Consider the following 21,314-nt stretch of genomic DNA (forward strand, 5'->3'; position numbering starts at 1 on the left):
CTTACGCGGCAGCCGGCGCAGGCGTCGACGCAGCGGTGATGAAGGCCGGCGGCGCCGGCGATCCGGCCGAGACCGTCAGCACCTCGTAGCCGGTTTCGGTGACGAGGATGGTGTGTTCCCACTGGGCCGACAGCGAACGGTCCTTCGTGACGATGGTCCAACCGTCGCCCATTTCGCGGACCTCGCGGCGGCCGGCATTGATCATCGGCTCGATCGTGAAGACCATGCCGGGCACCAGTTTTTCGAGCGTGCCGGGGCGGCCGTAATGCAGCACCTGCGGCTCTTCGTGGAATTTCTGGCCGATGCCGTGGCCGCAGAATTCGCGCACCACCGAGAAGCCGTTGCTCTCTGCAAAGGTCTGGATCGCGTGGCCGATATCGCCGATCGTCGAGCCCGGCCTGACCTTCGCAATGCCGCGCCACATCGCGTCGTAGGTGAACTGGCACAGCCGCTTCGACGCGATCGAGCCTTCGCCGACGATGAACATCCGGCTGGTGTCGCCGTGCCAGCCGTCCTTGATCACCGTGACGTCGATGTTGACGATGTCGCCGTTTTTCAGCGCCCGGCTGTTCGGAATGCCGTGGCAGACCTGGTGGTTGATCGAGGTGCAGATCGATTTCGGATAAGGCGTATAGCCGGGCGGCGCATAGTTCAGCGGCGCCGGAATCGCCTTCTGCACATTGACGATGTGGTCGTGGGCAAGCTTGTCGAGTTGTTCGGTGCTGATGCCGGGCTTGACATGCTCGGTCAGCATGTCGAGCACTTCCGACGCCAGCCGCCCGGCGATGCGCATCGCCTCGATGTCGGCGGGGGTCTTGATGGTGATCGTCATCCGTGGATTATCTCACCGGGCCGCTAAAATCGCGGGTTACCCCGGTGGGCCAAGGGCGTTGCCCACTCCCCGTCGGCCCATGCCACCCGGCGGCTCCGGTCTCGACCGGCTGCCCGCAGCGCCCCGTCAGAGACCCCTCGCGAATGTCCAGTCCCTTGTATCTGCTTCATTTCGAGGGCGGCGACGCGCTCTCCGCTTTTCGCGCGCAAGCGCTGCTGCCGCGGCTGCAGGCGGTTTTTGCTGGCGTGGCCTCGGTCCACGCCCGCCATGTGCACTGGGTGCGTGCCGACAGCGAACTCGACCGTTCGTCACTCGACAGCCTGCAGGGCCTGCTGCAATACGGCGATCCGTATCGCGGCCCGCAGGCCGACGCGAAGGACGTGCTGCGGCTCGTCGTCGCGCCACGGCTTGGCACCGTGTCGCCGTGGGCCAGCAAGGCGACCGACATCGCGCACAACTGCGGGCTGCCGGTGCGGCGCATCGAACGTGTCACCGAATACCTGTTGCAGCTGAAGTCCGGCCTGCTCGGCGGCGTGAAGACGCCCGATGCCGACCAACTGGCGGCGCTGGCCGCGCTGCTGCACGACCGGATGACCGAATCGGTGCTGCTGCAACGCGAGGATGCGGCGCACCTTTTTGATGAGCAGCCGGCGCAACCGATGGCGCGCGTCGACATCCTCGGCGGCGGCCGCGACACGCTGGTGCAGGCGAACCGCGAGTTCGGCCTTGCGCTGTCCGACGACGAGATCGATTACCTCGTCGATGCATTTGTCGGCCTGCAGCGCAATCCGAGCGATGTCGAACTGATGATGTTCGCGCAGGCGAACAGCGAGCACTGCCGGCACAAGATCTTCAATGCGCAGTTCACGATCGACGGCGAGGCGCAGCCGCAGTCGATGTTCCAGATGATCCGGCACACGCACCAGCTCGCGCCGCAGCACACGGTGGTTGCGTACAGCGACAACGCGTCGGTGATGGAAGGCGGCGAAGTCGAATCGTGGCGGCCGGACGGCTTCACGAATGGGCCGCGTTACCGCGCACAGCGCGAGACGATGCACGTGCTGATGAAGGTCGAGACGCACAACCACCCGACGGCAATCTCGCCGTTCCCCGGTGCCGCGACCGGCGCCGGCGGCGAGATCCGCGACGAGGGCGCAACCGGCCGCGGCTCGAAGCCGAAGGCCGGGCTGACCGGCTTCAGCGTCTCGAACCTGCACCTGCCGGGCACCAGCGAGCCGTGGGAGCGCAACCCGGTCGGCCGACCGGCACACATCGCGAGCGCGCTGCAGATCATGATCGACGGCCCGCTCGGCGGCGCCGCCTTCAACAATGAATTCGGCCGGCCGAACCTGACCGGTTATTTCCGCGTCTTCGAGCAGGATGTCGCCGGCGTGCGCCGCGGTTATCACAAGCCGATCATGATCGCCGGCGGCCTCGGCAGCATCGCCGCAGGGCAGACGCAAAAGGTGCAGTTTCCCGCCGGCACGCTGCTGATCCAGCTCGGCGGGCCCGGCATGCGGATCGGCATGGGCGGCGGCGCCGCCAGCTCGATGGCCGCCGGCGCAAATGCCGCCGAGCTCGATTTCGATTCGGTGCAGCGCGGCAATCCGGAAATCGAGCGCCGCGCGCAGGAGGTGATCAACCACTGCTGGGCACTCGGCGACAACAATCCGATCCTCGCGATCCACGATGTCGGCGCCGGCGGCATCTCGAATGCCTTTCCGGAACTGGTCGACGGGGCAGGGCGCGGCGCGCGTTTCGACCTGAGCAAGGTGCCGCTGGAAGAAAGCGGGCTCGCGCCGAAGGAGATCTGGTGCAACGAGAGCCAGGAGCGTTATGTGATGGCGGTGTCACCCGACGCCTTGCCGCTGTTCGAGGCGATGTGCCAGCGCGAGCGTTGCCCGTTTGCCGTCGTCGGCGTCGCGACCGCCGAGCCGCAGCTGGTGCTCGAGCAGCCGGCCAGTGCTGACCGGCCGATCGACATGCCGATGGAAGTGCTGCTCGGCAAGCCGCCGAAGATGCACCGCATCGTTGAACGCGTCGCGCGCGACGATGCCGCGCTGGAGCTCGCCGAACTCGATCTGACGCAGGTTGCGTTCGATGTGCTGCGCCATCCAACCGTCGCGAGCAAACGTTTTCTGATCACGATCGGCGACCGTGCGGTCGGTGGCCTCAGCCACCGCGATCCGATGGTCGGGCCGTGGCAGGTGCCGGTGGCCGATTGCGCGGTGACGCTGGCCGACTACAGCGGCTTCCGCGGCGAGGCGATGAGCCTCGGCGAACGCACGCCGCTGGCCGCGCTCGATGCGCCGGCCGCCGGCCGGATGGCGGTCGGCGAGGCGATCACGAATTTATTGGCTGCGCCGTTCGAATTGCCGCGCGTCAAGCTCAGCTGCAACTGGATGGCGGCCTGTGGCGAGCCCGGCGAGGATGCCGCGCTGTACGACACCGTCAAAGCGGTCGGCCTCGAGTTGTGCCCTGCGCTCGGCATCAGCGTGCCGGTCGGCAAGGACAGCCTGTCGATGCGCACGCGCTGGAGCGAGGCTGGCGAAGACAAGCAGGTCACCGCACCGGTATCGCTGATCGTCACCGCCTTCGCGACGCTGGCCGATGTGCGGCCGACGCTGACGCCGCAGCTGCGCGGTGGCGATTCGACATTGCTGCTGATCGACCTCGGCCAGGGCAGGAAGCGGATGGCCGGCTCGATGCTGGCGCAGGTGACCGGGCAGTTCGGCAGCCGCGAGGCCGACGGCATTCCGGATCTCGACGATCCGCAGCTGCTCAAATCGCTGGTCGATGCGATCAACGCATTGCGCAGCGATGGCCACCTGCTCGCGTATCACGACCGCAGCGACGGCGGCCTGTGGGCGACGGTCTGCGAGATGGCGTTTGCCGGCCGCCTCGGCGTCAGCCTGAATGTCGACATGCTGGTCACCGAGGGCGACGGCATCAGCGACAGCCGCGCCGAATATGGCGACTCGAAGAACTGGGCGACGCAGGTCGACGCGCGCCGCCGCGAGCTGACGCTGCGCGCATTGTTCAACGAGGAACTCGGCGCGGTGATCGAGGTGCCGACCGCGGTGCGCAACGACGTGATGCAGACGCTGCGTTCGTTCGGCCTCAGCAAGCACTCGCATTTCATCGGCAAGACCAACGACCGCGGCGTGGTCGAGGTCTGGCGCGATGCGAAGGCGGTGTTCAGCGCTCCGCTGGCCGATCTGCAGCGGGTATGGGACGAGGTCAGCTGGCGCATCGCCGCATTGCGCGACAACCCGGCCTGTGCCGATGCCGAACACGAAGCCGCCGGCAATGTCGACGACCCGGGCCTGCACGTCCAACTGTCGTTTGACCCCGCCGAAGATATCGCCGGGCCGTTCATTTCAACGGGCGCCCGCCCGCCGGTCGCGATCCTGCGCGAGCAGGGCGTCAACAGCCACCTCGAGATGGCCTATGCGATGGCGCAGGCCGGTTTCGACAGCCACGACGTGCACATGAGCGACCTGCAGTCGGGCCGCGCGCGGCTCGACCAGTTCAAGGGTTTTGTCGCCTGCGGCGGGTTCAGCTACGGCGATACGCTTGGCGCCGGCCTCGGCTGGGCGCGCTCGATCCTGTTCAATGCGCAGCTCGCCGAGCAGTTCGCAGCCTTTTTCCAGCGCGGCGACAGCTTTGCGCTCGGCGTCTGCAACGGCTGCCAGATGATGGCCGCGCTGGCGCCGATCATCCCCGGCGCGCAGGCCTGGCCGGCATTCACCCGCAACCGCAGCGAGCAGTTCGAGGCCAGGCTCAGCCTGGTCGAGGTGCTCGACAGCCCGTCGATCTTCTTCAGCGGCATGGCCGGCAGCCGGCTGCCGATCGCGGTGGCGCATGGCGAAGGATTTGCAGACTTCTCGCAACGCGGCGACGCCGAACAGGTGCAGCGCGCGATGCGATTCGTCGATAACCATGGCCGGCCGACCACCAACTATCCGTTCAATCCGAACGGCAGCGCCGACGGCCTGACCTCGGTGACGACACCCGACGGCCGCTTCACGGTGCTGATGCCGCATCCGGAACGGGTGTTCCGCAACGTGCAAATGAGCTGGACCAGCGGCGACGCCTCGCAGGCGAGTCCGTGGATGCGGATGTTCGGCAACGCGCGGCGCGCGGTCGGATAAGCAAGACGCCGGTGCGGCCACCACCGCGCCGGCTATCATCGCAGCGGCCCGCTCGGGTGGCGGAATTGGTAGACGCAGCGGGCTTAAAACCCGCCACTTCCCGGAAGGGGGTGTACGGGTTCGATTCCCGTCCCGAGCACCAGGAACACGTTTCAGGCAGTCTCAAGACGTCTCACGACGCCTCACCAACAAGCCGGAAAGCCGCATGAATGCTGGGCTTTTCGGCATCAGGTGGTCTCAGACCGTCTCATTGCGTTCCAACGCATTTCAGGGCAACATTCGGGGCAACTGGTCAGAGCCCCTTCAGGAGTTGCCCCCATGCCACTCACCGACATCCAGGTCCGCAAGGCGGAGCCCAAAGCGAAACCGGTCCGTTTGTTCGACAGCGGCGGCCTCTACATCGAGGTGGCGCCGAGCGGTGGCAAGTGGTGGCGCCTGAAGTACCGGCATGCCGGCAAGGAAAAACGGTTGTCGCTCGGCACCTACCCCGACACGACGTTGAAGACCGCCCGCGAGCGCCGTGACCAGGCGCGCAAGCTGATCGCTGACGGCATCGACCCCAGCGCGTCCAGACAGGCCGAGAAGGAACGCGTGTTGCGCGAGGTCGAACACGACTTCGAAACGGTTGCCCGCGCCTGGGTCAAACACCAGCAAGGCGCATGGACCGACGAGACGAAGGCGAGGGTGGTCGACAGCCTGGTCGCCGACATCTTCAAGCCGATCGGCGCGATGCCTATCAAGAGCATCAAGGCACGCCATGTGATCGCGGCCATCAAGGCGATCGAAGCGCGCGGTGCCAGCGATACCGCAGGGCGGGTGCTGCAACGCGTGCGAGCCGTTTTTCGCTTCGCCGTCGTTCACGAATACATCGAGACCAATCCGGTGCAGGACCTGCTGCGCGCCGAACTGCTGAGGCCTCGACCGGTCACCCACCGCGCCGCGTTGCCACAACAGGAATTGACCGAATTTCTGGCCAAGCTCGCAGCCTACGATGGCTACCCGGGCACGCTCAATGCCTTGCGCTTGTTGATGCTGACGGCAGTGCGCCCCGGCGAACTTCGCGGAGCGCGCTGGGCCGAGTTCGATCTGCAGGGCGCGCAGTGGCGCATCCCCGCCGAGCGCATGAAGATGCGCACCGAGCACCTGGTGCCACTGAGCCGTCAGGCCTTGGCGGTGCTTGCGACGACGCGTGAACTGTCGGGCAACGATTCGCTGGTTTTTCCGAGCCCGTATTACCCTGGCAAGCCGATCAGCGAAAACACGCTGAACAGCGCGCTGGCGCGGATGGGCTACAAGGGAATCGCGACGGCGCACGGCTTTCGAGCGCTGTTCTCGACCGTCGCCAACGAGTTCGGCCACTCGCCCGATGTCATCGAGCGGCAACTGGCGCATATCGAGCGCAATGCGGTGAGGGCGGCCTATCACCGATCGAGCTACCTCAAGGATCGCGCCGTCTTGATGCAGTGGTGGGCGGACTATCTCGATCAGCGGCAAGACGGCGAGAACGTTTCGCCGTTTGTGCAACGCGCGGACATCGCCGATCACGAAGCGCCTATCGGCCTAAATAAACCGCAGTGATCTGCTCGCGCTCGTGTCCGAGCTCGCGGGAGATGGTCAACCTCACTTCTCGATCCACTGCCTTTTGTTCGGGGCTCAGTTGCTTCGAGGTGGGTCCACCGGCTGCCGGTGCTTTCCATCCGGTCAATTCCTCGTAGCGGGTTTGCGCATACGCGTGCCGCAGACCGTGCACATGGTCGATGCCGGCGCGCGCGGTCTGCGCCTTGAAGCGGTTCAGCTGATCGCGGTACGACATCTCAGCCGGGATCAGGCTGCCCTTGCCGGCAAGCGCCCTGGCTTCGTTCAACACGTCTCGCTGCGTCTCGCTGATGATCGGCACGTCGCGCTCCTTGCCGCCCTTGGTCCAGCTGGCCTTGAGCGTCAGCACATCGCCGCGGTCGGCCCATTCGGGCCGCAGCTTGATGCTCTCCTCGCGCCGCAGGCCGAAAGCCGCCTGCAACCGCAACGACATCGCGGTGTACGGATCCGAAACCTTCGCCAGCTTGTCGCCGTCTAGCTCGGTTGCCTTCGATTCGTTGCTGACGAATCGCCGATCGGCGATCGCATAGGCCGCATTGTCGCGCGCGACGATGTTCTGCTTGCCGATCTTCTCGGCCACCCAGCGCAGCGCGCTCATCCGGTTCTTGAAGGTGCCGGCCGAGATCTGCTCGGCATGCCAGCGAATGACAAGGTGCTCGATGTGTTTCGTTCGCAGTCCCTGCGCTCGAAGATGGCGGAATCCGCCGTCGGCGAGTTGATTGGCGACCAGGCCGAGGATGCTCTCCCGGTCATGCTGGGTGGCGATCGAGCCGTCGCGGTTGCGCCGGCCGAGCTGCTTGAAATCGAAGTTGAGGTCGCGCATCGCGATTCGCTCCTTTCTCGATCCGTTGTTCGTTGTTGATCCGGTTTCCGGTACTGCGTGGTTTGAGGCATTCAGGTAAGTGTTTCTGTCCATTCCGCTCGCCGCAGCGCGCGGAAATCACGAGGGACACGGGACACCACGCCCGTTTCGTGCAATGGGGCTACAGCTCGCCTGCGTTGCACATCGCATTAGCGCCGCGGCTCGTGCCTGTGGGCACCTCGCTCGCGGGGACCAGTGACCCGGGGTCCACGGGGTGTGCCTCGCACACGTCGGATTGATCCGATAACGGGGATCAGCCGGCACGCCACGGTCGGGCCGTGGCCATACGTCAGGAAAAACGGATGCGGGTCATCGCCGCACCGCACGAGAGGGCTCGGGGCCCTGAGGGCAAAGGCCGGGAGGCTTCGGTTCACGCGGTCAAGGCCGCGATTTGCTCGTCACTTCGACGCATCACTGCCGGGCGCGGCAGCGGTTCAACGTCCGATCAAGGACTTGGACGCGTCGTCACTGTCAGCGCTGCTTCCAGTGACGACGCAAAGCGCTTCGGCAGCGCCGGATCATTGCCCAGGCCCGAGGCGCTGGGCATCGTCAAGGGCGATCGGGTCGCACGTCGCATCCAGGCAGGCGTTGAGCCTGCCGATCGTCAGCCGAGCCAACGGGCCTCGGCGAATCGATGGTTTTGCCACTCGTTCAAACTGCGCCTGTTCTTGCAGGTCGCCCTACCATTCGAGCCCGTCGAGCGGGCTGCTTGCTTCAGTGCAGGTAACGACTGCGACGCCAGCGAACTGGCCGTCAGCCAGGCGAAGCAGGTGGTGACGGTCTTGCGGACGCGATGCCCGCGGAAGAACCTTTAGTGTGGCCCGGGCTGCTCTTCGATTCAAGGTGCAGCCAGGTCAACGAAACATTCGGCCGCGAAATCTAAGCCGAGATGCGGCCTGTTTCGCAGGCAATCACTGCCGGCGTCAAAAACGACGGCGACTGAACAGCGTCATCGCACCGCGAGATCAAGTCTCACCAGAACTCCAAGGCAGGTAACGACTGCTGCGGCCGACATCGGTGTGTCCCGTTGTTGCGCCCGCGATGGGCAAGGGGGAGGAGCCCTTGGGAAGAACCGCTAGTCTGCGACCGGCCAGAACACGCGTCTTGTCCAAATCGGGGGGAAAAGCGGGGGGATTTCGAGAACAGCTTTAGGCTTGGCCCCTCGAATTGGCATAGATGTGCGCGGGTCATTTCTGGTAACTTGCTTGACTCCCAGTGCGCGGACCCTCGAACGCCGGAACGGGCCAGAGGTCCATCCACAACCCCGGGAATGTGGAGGCCACCCAGGTAGCAGAATTTTCGTGTAATGATGCTGCGCGCATGCGCGCAGCATCTGTCGAGGCGCGCGGAGCGTTAGGAATCTCCTTTCTGAATGAGTGGAAACCACCGAAGGAAAATGAATTCAAGTGTCCAAAAGCTTTTTCGTATGCACTCGACCAAGTATCTGACGGGTGCGACTGGAACCATCTCTAACCCTAATCTCCAGAGGACTAGGAAACCACGCGATTTGCCTATCGCAATTCATCAATTCTTGATCGAATGGTTTGTGGAACACTTTCGTGTTGACTATCGCGGGAGATCACTCTTCTGCACAGGTGATGCCTCGATCGCCGCAGGCTACAAAACGCCGTCATCGACGCTCATTTCGATTGAACCGCTCGGCGACTATTCAGTTTGCTTCAGCACAAAATGCAAGGATCTGTTTGAACATTACCAATTTTATTGGAGCGCGGCAACTACTTCTCTCGAGACGATTCGAACTGACATGGCGTCGCTCGGGTTTGTTCACCAGCACAACGGCGGCTTGGACGAGGCAGCTATGAGTGGTCATGAGGTCATGCTCGTGGCCGAGCGCTTCCGCTATAGCGTCGTAGCTTAGCCGTAAAGATTCACCAAGAAAAGCAATATGGACTTCGCAGAAGCCAAGGTGTTCTCAGATTCGCTATTGGCAGGTGGTCCTATTGCCGGCTGGGAGCTGATAGATTACCTCTCGCATGGCAAGTCAGCCGTTGTCATGCGAGCCCGTAGGGATCATACGATCGCGGTTGTCAAGGTATTTCATCCGGGCCTAATCGAGCAATATGGAAGAGATGCCCAACTGATTAGGGTTGAGCGAGAGCGGAAGCTCATCGAAAAGCGCCACGCGAATATTGCTCGCGTCCTGGACTCGGGCAGCTGCGAGGCCTCCGGGCTTCTTTTCGTAGTTATGGAGTTTGCGCCGGGTCAACCGCTTTCGAAGGTGCTCTCCTCAATCCCGCGCGCAAATATCCCTGCGCTTATTGAACAACTTGCCAGTGCGGCTATGCAGCTTGAGGATTGGGGCTTCACGCACCGCGACATAAAGCCGGACAACATTCATGTAACTGACAAAGAGTTGTCGTCGTTGATGTTGCTCGACTTTGGCGTTCTTAAGCCCCATGGTGATGATGCCGCTACAAGTCAACAGGCATCAAAGGGTTTCGTCGGCACGCACCAGTACAGCCCGCCTGAGATGATTCACGGGCGAGAAGAGGACACCCTGAATGGTTGGCGAGCCATTACGTTCTATCAAATTGGGGCCGTTTTGCATGATCTGATTGTGCGCAGACCGATCTTCAAAAATGCGACTACCAGGCATGCTGACCTTGTGGCGGCCATTGACAACGACGATGTCGTCGTCACTGCCGACGATGTTGATTCCCACCTCTGCAACCTAGCCACCCGATGCCTGCTGAAGAATCCGTTGGAGAGGCTTGAGTTAGTACGCTGGGAGGATTTCATGTTCTCCGAACGAGCGTTGCAAAAGCCATCGCTTCAGGCCAGAAAAGACGCACTTCTGAGGCAGCTTCAACTTGGCCCTGCTCTGAATCGTGTCGACGCGATCGAGGGCGGAGAAACGCGGCGCCTGAAAGATGTGCGGTTGTCGACGATTGTCAGGTCCACGAGGGTTCATTTCGACCAAGCTCTCGCTGCGCTCGGCGACTTAATACCTCCAAGAACCACTACGCTCGATGGAGGAGCTTACCCTAGTGCTGCCGTTACCTACACGTTCGCTGCAGCTCCAATTTTAAAGCTTGCCTTGCCCTTCCGGATTCAAGTTGCCATCGCTCTCCGTGATGATCGCAGCATAGTCGACGTCTATGCTAGGGCATCGAAGGGGCTCGCCGACACCGAAGTTGGATGGTCTCATCTTGGGGCTGCCCTAGATAGCCTTGAAGGCATCTCCGATGTCCTTCAGGAATGGATACTCTCGGTAATCGAAGAATTGGCTGGTCAATAGAGAACGGAGACCTTTGCGATGTCTGGTACCTGGTGGGTTGACGAAAACGATCTGCTGCCCGAGCAGCTTCAGGTTCTGAGCGTAGATCTTGCCGAAGACATGCTTCTTTCTGGTCCACCGGGTAGTGGGAAGACCAATCTCCTCCTTCTGCGCGCCAATTACTTGATGTTGGCGACGCCGGATGCAGAGTTCTATGTCATTTGCTTTACAGGTCTATTGCAGAACTTTGTTCGCACCGGTGCAGACCTCTATCTTTTCCCTGCGAATCGAATCATCACTCAACGCAAACTGCTGGAGCAAGTCTTGGGCGATCACGGGAGTCTGCCTAAGCGGGAGAGTGGCGAGTCCTATCAAAAGCGAGATGCCGTACTGAAGTCTGCAATGGAAGAATTGATGAAGACCGGCGCCGGTCGCAATTCGTTCCCGGTGTTGTTCATTGACGAAGCGCAGGACTATTCCGACGTTGACCTTGAGATATTTAGGTATCTTGCCAAGAACCTTTCATGCGCCGCTGACTTGCGACAAGGCATCTACGGCGCTGGTTCCGCTGGGACACCTTGGCTCAAGAGCCACGCTTGGCATGCGCCGATCACGCTGCAACTTCACTACCGTGTCGCTCCGGCAATTCTCGAAGTGGCAGACAAGATCATGGACGGGAAATTTGATCACAAGCCAATGCTTGAGACTCACCAGTACAAGGGTGACCCGGGGAATGTTGAGGTCGTGGCAGGAATGGGGCTGGCTGATCAAATAAAGTCGGCAATTCCCAAGATCGTCAAACAAATAGCGGTGTATCCGGGCCAAATCTTTGGCGTACTGGTTCCACTCCGGAAGGATGTCGAGCAGGTAGTTGACCTGCTGCTCGCCGCCGCTGAACTCTCCGGACAGGTCACTAATGCGATGTCTAAGGACTTTGACCCGACATTGCCCGTTTGGGTGAGCACGGTGCATTCGTCCAAAGGGCTTGAATTTCGAGGCGTCCACGTTGTCGCTGCAGACACGATGGCAGAGTTCCGGGAGCACGAGAGGAGGGTCGTATTTACAGCAGTCACCAGAGCCAAGACTGCGCTGAACATTTACCACGACCAGCCTCTTCATGCGTTCTTCGCGGCGGCGCTTGCGAAACCCAACACTAATAAGATCAGCATCAAAAACTTGTTTGGAAAGGTATCATGAAAGAGTTTCGAGGTATCGATATCGATGCTCGGGAACTGGTTCGCAACCTGGGCCGATTTGGCGAGCTGCGTACACTTGCTCGTCCAATCGAACGCGAGGACATCGGCCGTCCACTCGCGCAGAATGCGGTGCGTGCTCTGTGGTCAGTGGGCGATGGCCTGAGCCCTGACCTGCCCTCCGTCCTCCTCAGTTCGGAACCTGTTCTAGCTGATCTTCTCCCGAGGATGCTGGCGCTTCCGGGCGTTGTGACGCCTATCACGTCGCTCATGAAAGCTTGGCAGATTGAGGACTTCAGAGATTGCACAGAATACGGCGAGAGACCGCTTAGCCGCGCAGCAGTTTTGGGGTTTGTCGGTCTAATCGTCGGAGAGCTGAAGGCGACTATCGGTCCTGATGCCGACTTTCGTCTCATGGGAATGGACAGTGTTCGCCGAACAATGTCGTTTGCCTGCGCACAAGCAGTAATGAAGGGATGGCGGCACGAGTCCCTTGCTATTATTGTCGAACGCTGGCTTGAGGCAAGTGTACTGACGGCGAACGACGTGGACGTCGCCTCGCTGATCCCGGTTGCAGATGTGGGGGGGTTCCTGCAAGCTCTCTCGGATTTAGGCGAGTCACAAGACGCTTCTCCCCAGGCACTTGGGGATAGTGTCCAATCTTGGGTCGATGCACGAAATAATCTGAATCAACGTGATTTGCTTAAGCCCGCGCTTTCTCAGTACGCGCGCTCATTGTCGGGGGTCACCAGCCGAGAACAAAGGTATGACCTAATCATGGAGGCCCTAGATCGGATGAGGTCGTCTGCTGAAACGCCCCATTCCCTAGAGCGCGGTTTCTTGATCAGCCTAATCGAGCCTGGCTCGTTTGACTTTCTCGAGTTGGCAACACGGGCGGATAAGAGCGGTGGCGCCGTCGCAACCGCCTATTGTGCGTTTGCAGCAATTCTTGGTAAAGAGGCCACGCTGAGCAAATTCGGTGGGTTCGGCTGGAACGTGATGAATCATGGATTTCGGGTTGGCGTTGAAATGCCTATGGATATTTCAATCGCTGAACTTCGGATTCTCCACAATATGAGACGCGACGCGCCAATTGCCTTTCGTACCCGTTCACCGTCGCTCGTGGACGTGGAAATTGCGCCCATGGTGACCGGCAGCTTTGGGAACTCATCGCGAAGGAAAACTTCGTCACAGAAAGTCGAGGAGGAATCCGACAATGCGGAGCGTGACGAAGCGCTACGCGAGCGCCTTGCCACAGCACTTCGTGCAGTGGAAGAGGCTTACAGCATAATTGCGGGAAGAAAGCCCCGACACGATCGCAAGACGAGCCCGCAGCGCCGACTGAGCAAGTAGTGGGGCTCTTCCTTTCTGTAATATTGATGGTATTTTAGTAAAATGCTTCGGCAATGGTTTGTATTTCTCATGCTAGGCAAGTTGGTATAATTTGTTGCGGCGAATTAATGGTTGTCTAGAGCAACTTTGGGGGCAACTCGCAATCGAATCTGCAGGCGCCTTATTTTTAGAGGCCCAGCGCCCAGAATGCGGTGACCGTCCCGCCAATCAACAGCAACGCGATCCCTCGACCTCAGCGCCAATGCCTCACCCTTGCGAGTGGCCGGCGCGGGGCCGATCCCCATGATGTGTAGCGTGGGCAGAAAGCAGCGGCGCGGACGGCCATCGTTGAGGCCCGATGCGTTGTCATTGGATCAACTGCATGTGCGTGGCCGAGTGGCCCTGTTCATGAAGCACTGCTGCTCCGCTGTCGCGATCTCCGCCGACGGATATTTTCCCGCTACCACGCCCTCGGCGATCAGCCGCAACCCGCTTAGCGTTGATACAGAAATCCATATCCTGGTCGCATGAAGCCCACGCTGAACCTCATCGACCAACTCCTGGCCGATGCCAAAGCCCTCGCAGCCTGGCAACGCACGAGCCTGACCCGGGTGATCGAGGAAGGCCTGCAACTACGGCTTCGTGCCGAAGCAGATTCCACCAAGCGCACCCGGATCCGCCTGCCGCTCTTGAGGGCCGGGGCGGTCTATTGGAAGGTCTGAGCCCGCTGAGCAACAAGGCGCTGCTCGAGGCGCTGGGGATAACGCCTGACGTCAACGTGCTGGTCGTCGCCTCGCGCACCGACCATTCGCATCATGGAGTGGCGCGCGCGCTGGCACGGGGAGACGCTCGGAGCCGCCGATATCGGTGCCACCTCGACGCTTGGTTGGCGACAATGATCTTGGCCGGCTGACGACAACTATCTTGGCCGGTTGAGGCCGAAGCCGGCAGGTCCGGGACGCGGGGCTTACCGTGGGGTCATCGAACACGTCGAGACCCCGGAAATGCCCGGCAAGAGAATCACGGACCACCAAGTGCTCAAGTACAAACAACATCGCAACAAACTCCCGCAGGTGGCGGCCGCCGCCAAGGCGGGAATCAGCGAACGCAGTGCGCGACGCATCGAAGATGCCGGTCAACTGCCTTCGCAACGGCCAGCCAGGAGCTGGCGGACCCGATCGGATCCACTGGCCGAGGTGTGGGAGGCTGAAGTCGTCCCGCTGCTGCGGGCGGACGCGCAACTCAACGCCGTGACGCTGCTGGAGGAACTGCAGCGCCGGCATCCTGGCCAGTACGGAGGTGCCGTGCTTCGTACGCTGCAGCGCCGCGTCCGCCAGTGGCGCGCCGTGCATGGCGCCGAACGCGACGTTTACTTCGCCCAGGAGCATCCGCCAGGCAGACTGGGACTGTCCGACTTCACCGTCGCCGACGACCTGCAGGTGAAGATCGACGGGGTCGCTTTCGATCACCGGCTGTACCAGTTCGCGCTCGCGCATTCGGGATGGCGGCACGCCGTCGTTCTCACTGAAGGCGAGAGCTTCGCCGCGTTGTCCGGCGGACTACAGGCCGCGCTGTGGCGGCTGGGCGGGGTGCCGGAGGAGCATCGCACCGACAGCCTGTCGGCGGCGTTCAACAACCTGGCCGAGGCGCAGGAGCTGACCCGCCGGTACGAGGGTCTGTGCCAGCACTACGGCATGCGCGCGAGCCGCTGCAATCCGAGCCAGTCGCATGAGAACGGCTCCATCGAGTCGCGACACGATTCGCTCAAGACCGCGCTCGACCAGGCGTTGCGGTTGCGCGGTACCCGTCGCTTCGACGAGCGCGCCGACTACGAGGCCTTCGTCGAGACCATCGTGCAGCGATTCAATGCCCGCGCCGTCACCCGGCTGGCCGTCGAGCGGACCATGCTACGGCCGCTGCCGGCGCGCCGCACGGCTGAGTACGAGGAGTTCCCGGCGCGGGTCAGCAAATACGCCATCTTCACCGTCAAGGGCGTGCAGTACAGCGCGCCAAGCCAACTGATCGGACACCGCCTGACGGTTCGCCAGTATGCGCAGCACATCGAGTGCTGGCTGGGCGGCCAATGCGTGCTCGAGCGCAGCCGCGCGACCCACCGCGACGGCCAGCGGCACCCGCGCAACATCGACTATAGGCACCTGGTGGCCGCGCTCAGGCGCAAGCCCGGCGCCTTCGCCCGCTGGGTGCTGCGCGATGCGGTATTCCCCCGCGACATCTACCGCCGCACCTGGGAACGCCTGTCAGCAGCACTTGCAGAGCGCGAAGCCTGCAAGACGATCGTGGGCCTGCTCTCGTTGGCCGCCGACGGCCATGAGGCACAACTCGCCGAGGAACTTGAGCAGCTGATCGAGCTCGACCAATTGCCCGATCTGAATGCGCTGAGCGCGCTACTGAAACCGCCCATCGTCGAATTGCCGGCGGTGTCGGTGCAGTTGCCGCCGCTGCAGGACTACGACGTACTGATCGAGGTGTCGCCATGAGTGCGACGACGCTGCCATCCGGGCGCCTGGCGCTGATGCTCACCGAACTGCGACTGCCCACGATCAAGCGACTGGCCGACGACCTGTGCGCGCAGTCCGACCGTGAGGGCTGGCCCGGACATCGGCTGCTGGAAGCGCTGATGGAGCATGAGATCGCCGAGCGCGAGTTCCGCCGCATCGACCGCCACCGCGCCGAATCCTGCCTGACGCCGGACAAGCGATTGTCGAGCTTCGACTTCGCGGCGGTACCGAGCGTCTCCAAGGCTCAGGTGATGGCGTTGGCCGAAGGTCATGAGTGGATCGACCGCGGCGCCAATGTGCTGCTGTTCGGCCCGCCGGGCGTCGGCAAGAGCCATCTGGTGAGCGGGCTCGGTCACGCACTCGTCGATGCCGGGCGCCGGGTGCTGTTCACCCGGTGCAGTGACCTTGTACAGCGCCTGCAGGCGGCCCGGCGCGACCTGCGGCTGCCGCAGGAACTGGCCAGGCTCGACCGCTTCGACCTGCTGATCCTGGACGATCTGAGCTACGTTCGTCGCGATCAGGCCGAGACCTCGGTGCTGTTCGAGTTGATCGCCGAGCGATACGAACGCAAGAGCCTTGCGATCACCGCCAACACGCCGTTCTCGCAGTGGAGCGACGTGTTCGTCGACCCGGCGATGACCCTGGCCGCAGTCGACCGGCTCGTGCATCACTCGACGATCTTGGAAATGAATGTGGAGAGCTATCGCCGACGGGCGGCGCACGCGGCACAGCCCAGCGGGAGAAGGACCAACGCGAGACCGACGACAACTACAGCGACCGACCACGCAACCTGAGCGCGGGGAAGCCGCGGTGGACAAGTCACCTGCCCACAGGACAAGCCTGTGGACAGCCCCTGCGGGGTCCGTGACTTGCCCACCGCTCGACGACGAAGGAGATCAACAAAACCAAAACCAAGGCACCGATCAACGACAACTACGCCCACGTTCCACCGGCCAAGATAGTTGTCGTCGAGCGGTCAGGATAGTTGACGCCGGCCAGACGCTTTTGCCAATGGGTACGGGCGAGCTTTTTGCGGCTGGTCACTGGCCCCGAACATCCTCCATCTGGCAAATCCGGTCGAAAAAGCTCCCGTGGCGGTCCGATGTCGCTGATGGGTCGAGACCAGCCACCAGCCACCAGCCACCCGGTCCAGGTAGCCGACGCTGGCAACCGGCCCTTGCTCAGCGCGCCACCGACACCGGTGCCGGAGGCAGAGGCTGCCCGCCCGGGCCGGCCTTGAAGGTGAGCGGACTGACCGCAACCTGTTGGCCGACACCCGGCTTGCTCCAGTCACACACGCCGCCCGGGAAAGCGGTCTGCAGGCGCGCAAGCTGGCTGCCGGTGAAGGTGATACGCGGGTAGTCGCTCGTCGCCAGAGGCTTGAGCTGGCACTTGAGCACGTCTTCGGCGCGCGGCCCGCCTGCCACCTGCCGCGGCGAGAGCGACGGCTTCAGGAAGCGGTTCGCATCGCAGACCGACATGTCGAAGACCTTGTTGGTCTGTGCCACGTCCTCCGGCAGCAGGCAGAAGTCGCGGGTGTCGAACGGCCCCGACAGCGGGCGCGCGCTGCGCACCTTCTGCTCGATGGCTGCGGTGCTGGTGTCGGCCTTCAGCGCCGTCATCCACTGGTCCATCGCCAGAAAACCCTCCAGACTGAGTGCCGGCGATGGCAGCAGCCCGGTCCGTGCAAAGCGCCACAACGCCTGGTTCTGTGCGTCGCCCGCTGCCGCGGTGATGCGGTCGCGGATGGCCCAGCTGAACCACTGGTGGTGGATCGGGATGCTGCCCGGCGTCGCGCCCGGCGGCACGTTGGCCGGCAGGTTCGAGTCGTCCCATCCGCGCAGGTCGATAATCGCCGTCTTGGCCAGTTGCTTGCCGCTGGCGACGATGCCTGCACGGTAGGCGATGTCGAGCGCCGCGGTGTCGGCCGTCGTGCGCTGCGCCCGCGGAGTCGAATCACGGTCCAGGCCGCCGATCACCTCGTTCAGCGTGACGAATTCCTCGGCGGTGATCGTCTGGGCGAGCAGTGCACGCAATCCGTACTGCACACCGACGTTGTCGCGTGGGTCCACCGGCACGTTTTCGCCCGGCACCTTGCCGAAGATCGGCTCGCCCCAGGCCGTCGCATTGCAGCGCGGCAGGTTGGCGGTGGCCACCGGGTTGGCGGGGTCGTAGACCGCGCTGTTCGGCAGCTCGCAGTTGTTCACGACAGTCGACGACTGGGTGATCGCGCCGGTCGCGTTGTTGCTGACCAGGCGCTGCTGGTAGAGGCCTGCCTTGGCATTGCTGCCGAAGGCGTTGTTCCAGGCGTGGCAGGCGGTCTGGTCGGGGTGGCCGTTGATGGCGCTTTTCTTGGCGTCGATCTCGGCCTGGGTCAGCCCGGTCCACAGGCCCAGGACGGCCGGCTTCTGGTAGGCCTCGACGAGCAGCACGCAGTCGCCCACCTCCAGGCCGGTGGTTTCCGAATCCGGGTAGGTGCAGGTGGTGACCACGCCGTCGAGAATGCCCGGGTTGAACGAAGCGTTCATGTTCGAGTTGATCGAGCCGCCCGAGCATCCGGTGCCGATCATGAATTTGACCGGCCCGTAGCTGTCGCCGATGTGTTCCTTCATCATCATCGTCGTCTCGCTCATCAGCACGCGGTTCGAATTGCGCGCTGAGTCGCTCATGCTGTTGGTGGCGTACAGGTAGCCCCGCTTGAGCTGTTCTTCGGCGGACGTCCAGCTTCCCTGCGGCCGGATCTGGCGCCGCGGCTGGCCGGTACTGGAGCCGAACGAATACCAGACCTTGCCGTTCCATCCCGACTGCGGTGCCACCGGGTTCCACGGCTGGGCCGGGTTGGTGAGCACGGCAATGTCGTAGATGCCGCGGTTCAAGGTGCCGCGCTCGACACGCACGATGAAGGGCACGGTGACGCCGCTGTCGGTGGTGGTGGTGGCCAGGTCGACCGGGGTTACACCCACCGTGTAGGGCTTGAAGCAGCCGTTGGCGGGCGCGGCAGGTTGGGTGGGCACCGTGGTGGCGGTTGCGGAAACGCTCCACACCGGATCAGGCAGGCCGCCGGTGCAGCCGGTCGGGTTGGCCGCGCTCAGTGGAGCCGAGGTCGTGCGGTAGTAGAACTTCGTTTCGGTGGCGATGTTGCAGTTGGCGTCTGCCGTGCCGGCGAGCCCGCTGGCCACCGTGGCTGGGGTATTGCCGTTGACGGCCACCGGTGTCGGTGTGGCGCAGAAGAACGGCGTGACGCGGGCGCCGGAAATCACGGCGGCGCCGGGTGCTGCGTTGGTGAGGGTCAATTGCGCGGCACGGGCATTGTTGACTTGCGCCACCAGCAGGTTCTCCCCCGCGGCGAGGCCGCTGACGAGGCCGGTGATCCGCCCATCGGCGCGCTTCGCGAAGGCGGTGGTGATGTCGCGGCTGCCGACCATCACGTTCAGCCCGCTGGCATCCGTGCCGGCCGGGGCCACGATCTCGACCAGGGCGTCGCCGCCGCTGACCAGATCGGCGCGCGTGGACAGGGTGCGGATCTGAACCGGATCCTGGGGATCGTCGCTGCTGCTGCAGGCGGTCAGCGCCAGCACTGCGCTGCCGGTGCCGAACAGGGCTGCGAAGCGCAGGCCGCGCTGCAAGCGGCTCGATCGCGGGATGGGGCGATTGGTCAAGTCATGCTCCTGGGGGTGCCTGCTGAGGCAGTGAATATGAGAGCCGTTTCTTGCAGGGCTCCTGGCCTCTTGCCAGTGTCGCGGCCTGCGCTGTCAGGCGATGCGGCGCGTCTGAAAACGGCCGGGCCCAGTCTATGGCGCTGCTGTTGTCCTGCTACGCGGTACAAACCCTTTGAACGGTGATGCAGCAAGCGGCTCCAGCGTCAGTGCCCCTGCAGCCCCTGCTCGCCTGCGCCGGCTTTTCGAACGTCACCCGAGCCGATGCCCGACAGCTTGACGCCGATAATGCGGGCGTCGCGCCACGACATCCGGGCGCCCATCCCCGCTCTACCTGCCAAGGCGCCCGATGAAAAATTTCTTCATCCTTGCTTCCCTTTGGGCCGCGTGCGCCGTCGCCGTTGCTGCTGCCCCCACCGAATGCGACAAGGAGAAATTCGACTACCAGGTCGACGGCCGTGACATATCGATCAACCATTGCTATTTCAAGGTCGCCCAGGACGGCAGGCATTTCGACCAGGAGATGAAGGCGGGCCGGCAGTATGTCGGGATCTACGACTTCACCAACCGCGAGTGGTTGCTCGAGCCGGTTCACAAAAGCGTCACGACGTTCCAGAAAGACCGGTTTCTGACCCTCGGTCACGACGAGCGTTTCTACCGCTACTACGATCTGAAGACGAAGGCCTTCTCGAACTCGAACATCAGCCGGATCGTTCCGTATCCGTATGCCGCGGGTGACAAGCATGTCTGGAGTGTCTTCGAGCTGGACGGCGACTCGACCCACATCGGGCTGTACAACTTCCGCGATGGGTCGATCTACAAGTCGCTGAAGAATGTCGACAAGGACATCGGCGGTGGCGAGGCGCGGCCGATCAAGCCGGTCTATACCGCCCGGGAGGGCGGCTATATCGTGCGCCAGGTCCGCCCCGATGGATCGAAGTATTACAAGGCCTATTCCGATGCGGCCGAAGAGCTCACCGGCGAAATCGATGCGGCAAGGGTGTATCCGTTTGCGATCTCGATCAGGGAAGGCCGCAACGCGATCGGCAGCAGCTATGTCTTTTTCGAGAAGGTCGACGAGAACCGGAAACTGTTCTGGCCGATCTTCTTCGACGACACGACCCTGCTGAAGCGGCCCGACAATCTGCGTGGCATACGGGTCGACCACACCGAGCCGAGTCTGAGCAGATTCAGCGGGCTCGACGAATTCATCATCGAATTCAGCGACAGCCGCTATCTGGGCTACCAGAAGGCCAGCATCCCCGAGGACATCGGCGATCGCATCGCCTTCTTCTCCGACCAGTCGCGCAAGCTGGTCGATGCCGAGTTGGTGGATCTGCCGACGCCGCTGGTCACCGGCGCGCATTTCACGTCGAAACGACGCATCCTGGTGTTCGAGGACCGGATCGAATTGCCGCATCTGAAGAAGTCGTTCAAGTCCAGGCCCGAACTCCAGGCCTTCCTCGATGACCGGCTGGCCAACATCGAGAAGCTTGCCGCCGACGAGAAGCGCGAACACGAAAAGTCGATGCAGGCGTTTGCCGCGAGGCAGAAGGAGAAGGAGAAGGCGAACAAGCCGATGACGGCGCAGGAATTCATCGAGCGGATGCACCAGCACGGGCCGAGCACCGAATCGCTGCAGGCGTTCTACTACGACGTCGGTGTTTATTGCCAATACCGCGGCCCGCGCTGCTCCGCCTACCAGGCGCAATACCGGGCGATGGAGAACTCGCGCAACCAGGCCAGCGAACTGGCCAACCAGCGGCGCATCAACAGCTACGCCAGCGGCGGTGGCGGGGGTGCCAGCGCCAGCACGCGTGCCCCGTCCGAGTCCACCGAGCGCTACAACGCGGCGGTCAAGCGCGCCGCCGACAAGGAACGCGACCGCGTCCGGGACGAGCAATGGAAAAAGAGGTGACCGACGCGCTGACA

14 protein-coding genes and 1 tRNA gene are annotated in these 21,314 nt (G+C 62.9%); 12 read left to right on the plus strand and 3 right to left on the minus strand.

Going from position 1 to position 21,314, the window contains the following annotated elements; genetic code table 11:
* Position 1: 1 nt before the first annotated feature.
* On the minus strand, positions 2 to 832 hold the full coding sequence (gene map, locus ACNH6H_RS22210; RefSeq protein ID WP_418320460.1) for a type I methionyl aminopeptidase: 831 nt from the start codon (positions 830 to 832) through the stop codon (positions 2 to 4).
* 143 nt (positions 833 to 975) lie between these two features.
* On the opposite strand from map, the gene purL reads away from it, so the two are divergent.
* The 3 genes from purL (at position 976) to ACNH6H_RS22225 (ending at position 6,564) form a co-directional block, all read left to right on the plus strand.
* Positions 976 to 4,986, plus strand: a complete 4,011-nt coding sequence (purL, locus tag ACNH6H_RS22215; RefSeq protein ID WP_418320461.1) for a phosphoribosylformylglycinamidine synthase — start codon at positions 976 to 978, stop codon at positions 4,984 to 4,986.
* Positions 4,987 to 5,036: 50 nt separating this feature from the next.
* Positions 5,037 to 5,128, plus strand: a tRNA-Leu gene (locus tag ACNH6H_RS22220).
* A gap of 176 nt (positions 5,129 to 5,304) precedes the next feature.
* Positions 5,305 to 6,564, plus strand: coding sequence for a tyrosine-type recombinase/integrase (locus tag ACNH6H_RS22225; protein WP_418320462.1), 1,260 nt, complete (start codon positions 5,305 to 5,307; stop codon positions 6,562 to 6,564).
* On the opposite strand, the gene ACNH6H_RS22230 is transcribed toward ACNH6H_RS22225, so the two are convergent.
* Positions 6,539 to 7,405 carry a phage integrase N-terminal domain-containing protein gene (locus ACNH6H_RS22230; RefSeq protein ID WP_418320463.1) on the minus strand — a complete coding sequence of 289 codons (867 nt, stop codon included), beginning with the start codon at positions 7,403 to 7,405 and terminating at the stop codon, positions 6,539 to 6,541. The two genes, ACNH6H_RS22225 and ACNH6H_RS22230, sit on opposite strands and share 26 nt — an antisense overlap.
* Before the next feature lie 341 nt (positions 7,406 to 7,746).
* Here ACNH6H_RS22230 and ACNH6H_RS22235 point away from each other — a divergent pair, with 341 nt between their 5' ends.
* The 8 genes from ACNH6H_RS22235 to istB all read left to right on the plus strand — a co-directional run bounded on the left by ACNH6H_RS22235 (position 7,747) and on the right by istB (position 16,520).
* Positions 7,747 to 8,259, plus strand: coding sequence for a hypothetical protein (locus tag ACNH6H_RS22235; RefSeq protein WP_418320464.1), 513 nt, complete (start codon positions 7,747 to 7,749; stop codon positions 8,257 to 8,259).
* Between the two features lie 716 nt (positions 8,260 to 8,975).
* Entirely contained in the window at positions 8,976 to 9,323 is a 348-nt protein-coding gene (locus ACNH6H_RS22240) for a hypothetical protein (RefSeq protein ID WP_418320465.1), read from the plus strand.
* A gap of 27 nt (positions 9,324 to 9,350) precedes the next feature.
* The gene (locus tag ACNH6H_RS22245) at positions 9,351 to 10,703 is read left to right on the plus strand and encodes a protein kinase domain-containing protein (RefSeq protein WP_418320466.1); all 1,353 of its coding nucleotides are present in this window, start codon (positions 9,351 to 9,353) and stop codon (positions 10,701 to 10,703) included.
* A gap of 18 nt (positions 10,704 to 10,721) precedes the next feature.
* Entirely contained in the window at positions 10,722 to 11,879 is a 1,158-nt protein-coding gene (locus ACNH6H_RS22250; protein WP_418320467.1) for an ATP-binding domain-containing protein, read from the plus strand.
* Entirely contained in the window at positions 11,876 to 13,228 is a 1,353-nt protein-coding gene (locus tag ACNH6H_RS22255) for a hypothetical protein (protein ID WP_418320468.1), read from the plus strand. The genes ACNH6H_RS22250 and ACNH6H_RS22255 overlap by 4 nt, the downstream gene beginning before the upstream one ends.
* Positions 13,229 to 13,734: 506 nt before the next feature.
* Positions 13,735 to 13,929 carry a hypothetical protein gene (locus tag ACNH6H_RS22260; RefSeq protein WP_418320469.1) on the plus strand — a complete coding sequence of 65 codons (195 nt, stop codon included), beginning with the start codon at positions 13,735 to 13,737 and terminating at the stop codon, positions 13,927 to 13,929.
* A gap of 282 nt (positions 13,930 to 14,211) precedes the next feature.
* Positions 14,212 to 15,705: an IS21 family transposase gene (gene istA, locus ACNH6H_RS22265; protein ID WP_418317605.1), complete on the plus strand. Its 1,494-nt coding sequence runs from the start codon at positions 14,212 to 14,214 to the stop codon at positions 15,703 to 15,705.
* Complete coding sequence (gene istB, locus ACNH6H_RS22270; RefSeq protein ID WP_418317604.1) at positions 15,702 to 16,520, plus strand: IS21-like element helper ATPase IstB; 819 nt, start codon at positions 15,702 to 15,704, stop codon at positions 16,518 to 16,520. Before istA ends, istB begins: the two co-directional genes overlap by 4 nt.
* Positions 16,521 to 16,907: 387 nt before the next feature.
* On the opposite strand, the gene ACNH6H_RS22275 is transcribed toward istB, so the two are convergent.
* Positions 16,908 to 19,385: a DUF6351 family protein gene (locus ACNH6H_RS22275; RefSeq protein ID WP_418320470.1), complete on the minus strand. Its 2,478-nt coding sequence runs from the start codon at positions 19,383 to 19,385 to the stop codon at positions 16,908 to 16,910.
* A gap of 346 nt (positions 19,386 to 19,731) precedes the next feature.
* Here ACNH6H_RS22275 and ACNH6H_RS22280 point away from each other — a divergent pair, with 346 nt between their 5' ends.
* Positions 19,732 to 21,300: a hypothetical protein gene (locus ACNH6H_RS22280; protein ID WP_418320471.1), complete on the plus strand. Its 1,569-nt coding sequence runs from the start codon at positions 19,732 to 19,734 to the stop codon at positions 21,298 to 21,300.
* Positions 21,301 to 21,314 lie beyond the last annotated feature (14 nt).

The organism is Pseudideonella sakaiensis (assembly GCF_048320135.1).
GTDB lineage: Bacteria > Pseudomonadota > Gammaproteobacteria > Burkholderiales > Burkholderiaceae_C > Ideonella_A > Ideonella_A sakaiensis_A.

Bases quoted from the DNA above. Each gene is read 5' to 3' on its own strand.
- ACNH6H_RS22235 (WP_418320464.1), top strand. From the start codon at position 7,747: ATGCGGGTCATCGCCGCACCGCACGAGAGGGCTCGGGGCCCTGAGGGC.
- ACNH6H_RS22245 (WP_418320466.1), top strand. From the start codon at position 9,351: ATGGACTTCGCAGAAGCCAAGGTGTTCTCAGATTCGCTATTGGCAGGT.
- ACNH6H_RS22230 (WP_418320463.1), bottom strand. From the start codon at position 7,405: ATGCGCGACCTCAACTTCGATTTCAAGCAGCTCGGCCGGCGCAACCGC.
- istB (WP_418317604.1), top strand. From the start codon at position 15,702: ATGAGTGCGACGACGCTGCCATCCGGGCGCCTGGCGCTGATGCTCACC.
- ACNH6H_RS22280 (WP_418320471.1), top strand. From the start codon at position 19,732: ATGAAAAATTTCTTCATCCTTGCTTCCCTTTGGGCCGCGTGCGCCGTC.
- map (WP_418320460.1), bottom strand. From the start codon at position 832: ATGACGATCACCATCAAGACCCCCGCCGACATCGAGGCGATGCGCATC.
- ACNH6H_RS22255 (WP_418320468.1), top strand. From the start codon at position 11,876: ATGAAAGAGTTTCGAGGTATCGATATCGATGCTCGGGAACTGGTTCGC.
- ACNH6H_RS22260 (WP_418320469.1), top strand. From the start codon at position 13,735: ATGAAGCCCACGCTGAACCTCATCGACCAACTCCTGGCCGATGCCAAA.
- istA (WP_418317605.1), top strand. From the start codon at position 14,212: ATGCCCGGCAAGAGAATCACGGACCACCAAGTGCTCAAGTACAAACAA.
- ACNH6H_RS22250 (WP_418320467.1), top strand. From the start codon at position 10,722: ATGTCTGGTACCTGGTGGGTTGACGAAAACGATCTGCTGCCCGAGCAG.
- purL (WP_418320461.1), top strand. From the start codon at position 976: ATGTCCAGTCCCTTGTATCTGCTTCATTTCGAGGGCGGCGACGCGCTC.
- ACNH6H_RS22225 (WP_418320462.1), top strand. From the start codon at position 5,305: ATGCCACTCACCGACATCCAGGTCCGCAAGGCGGAGCCCAAAGCGAAA.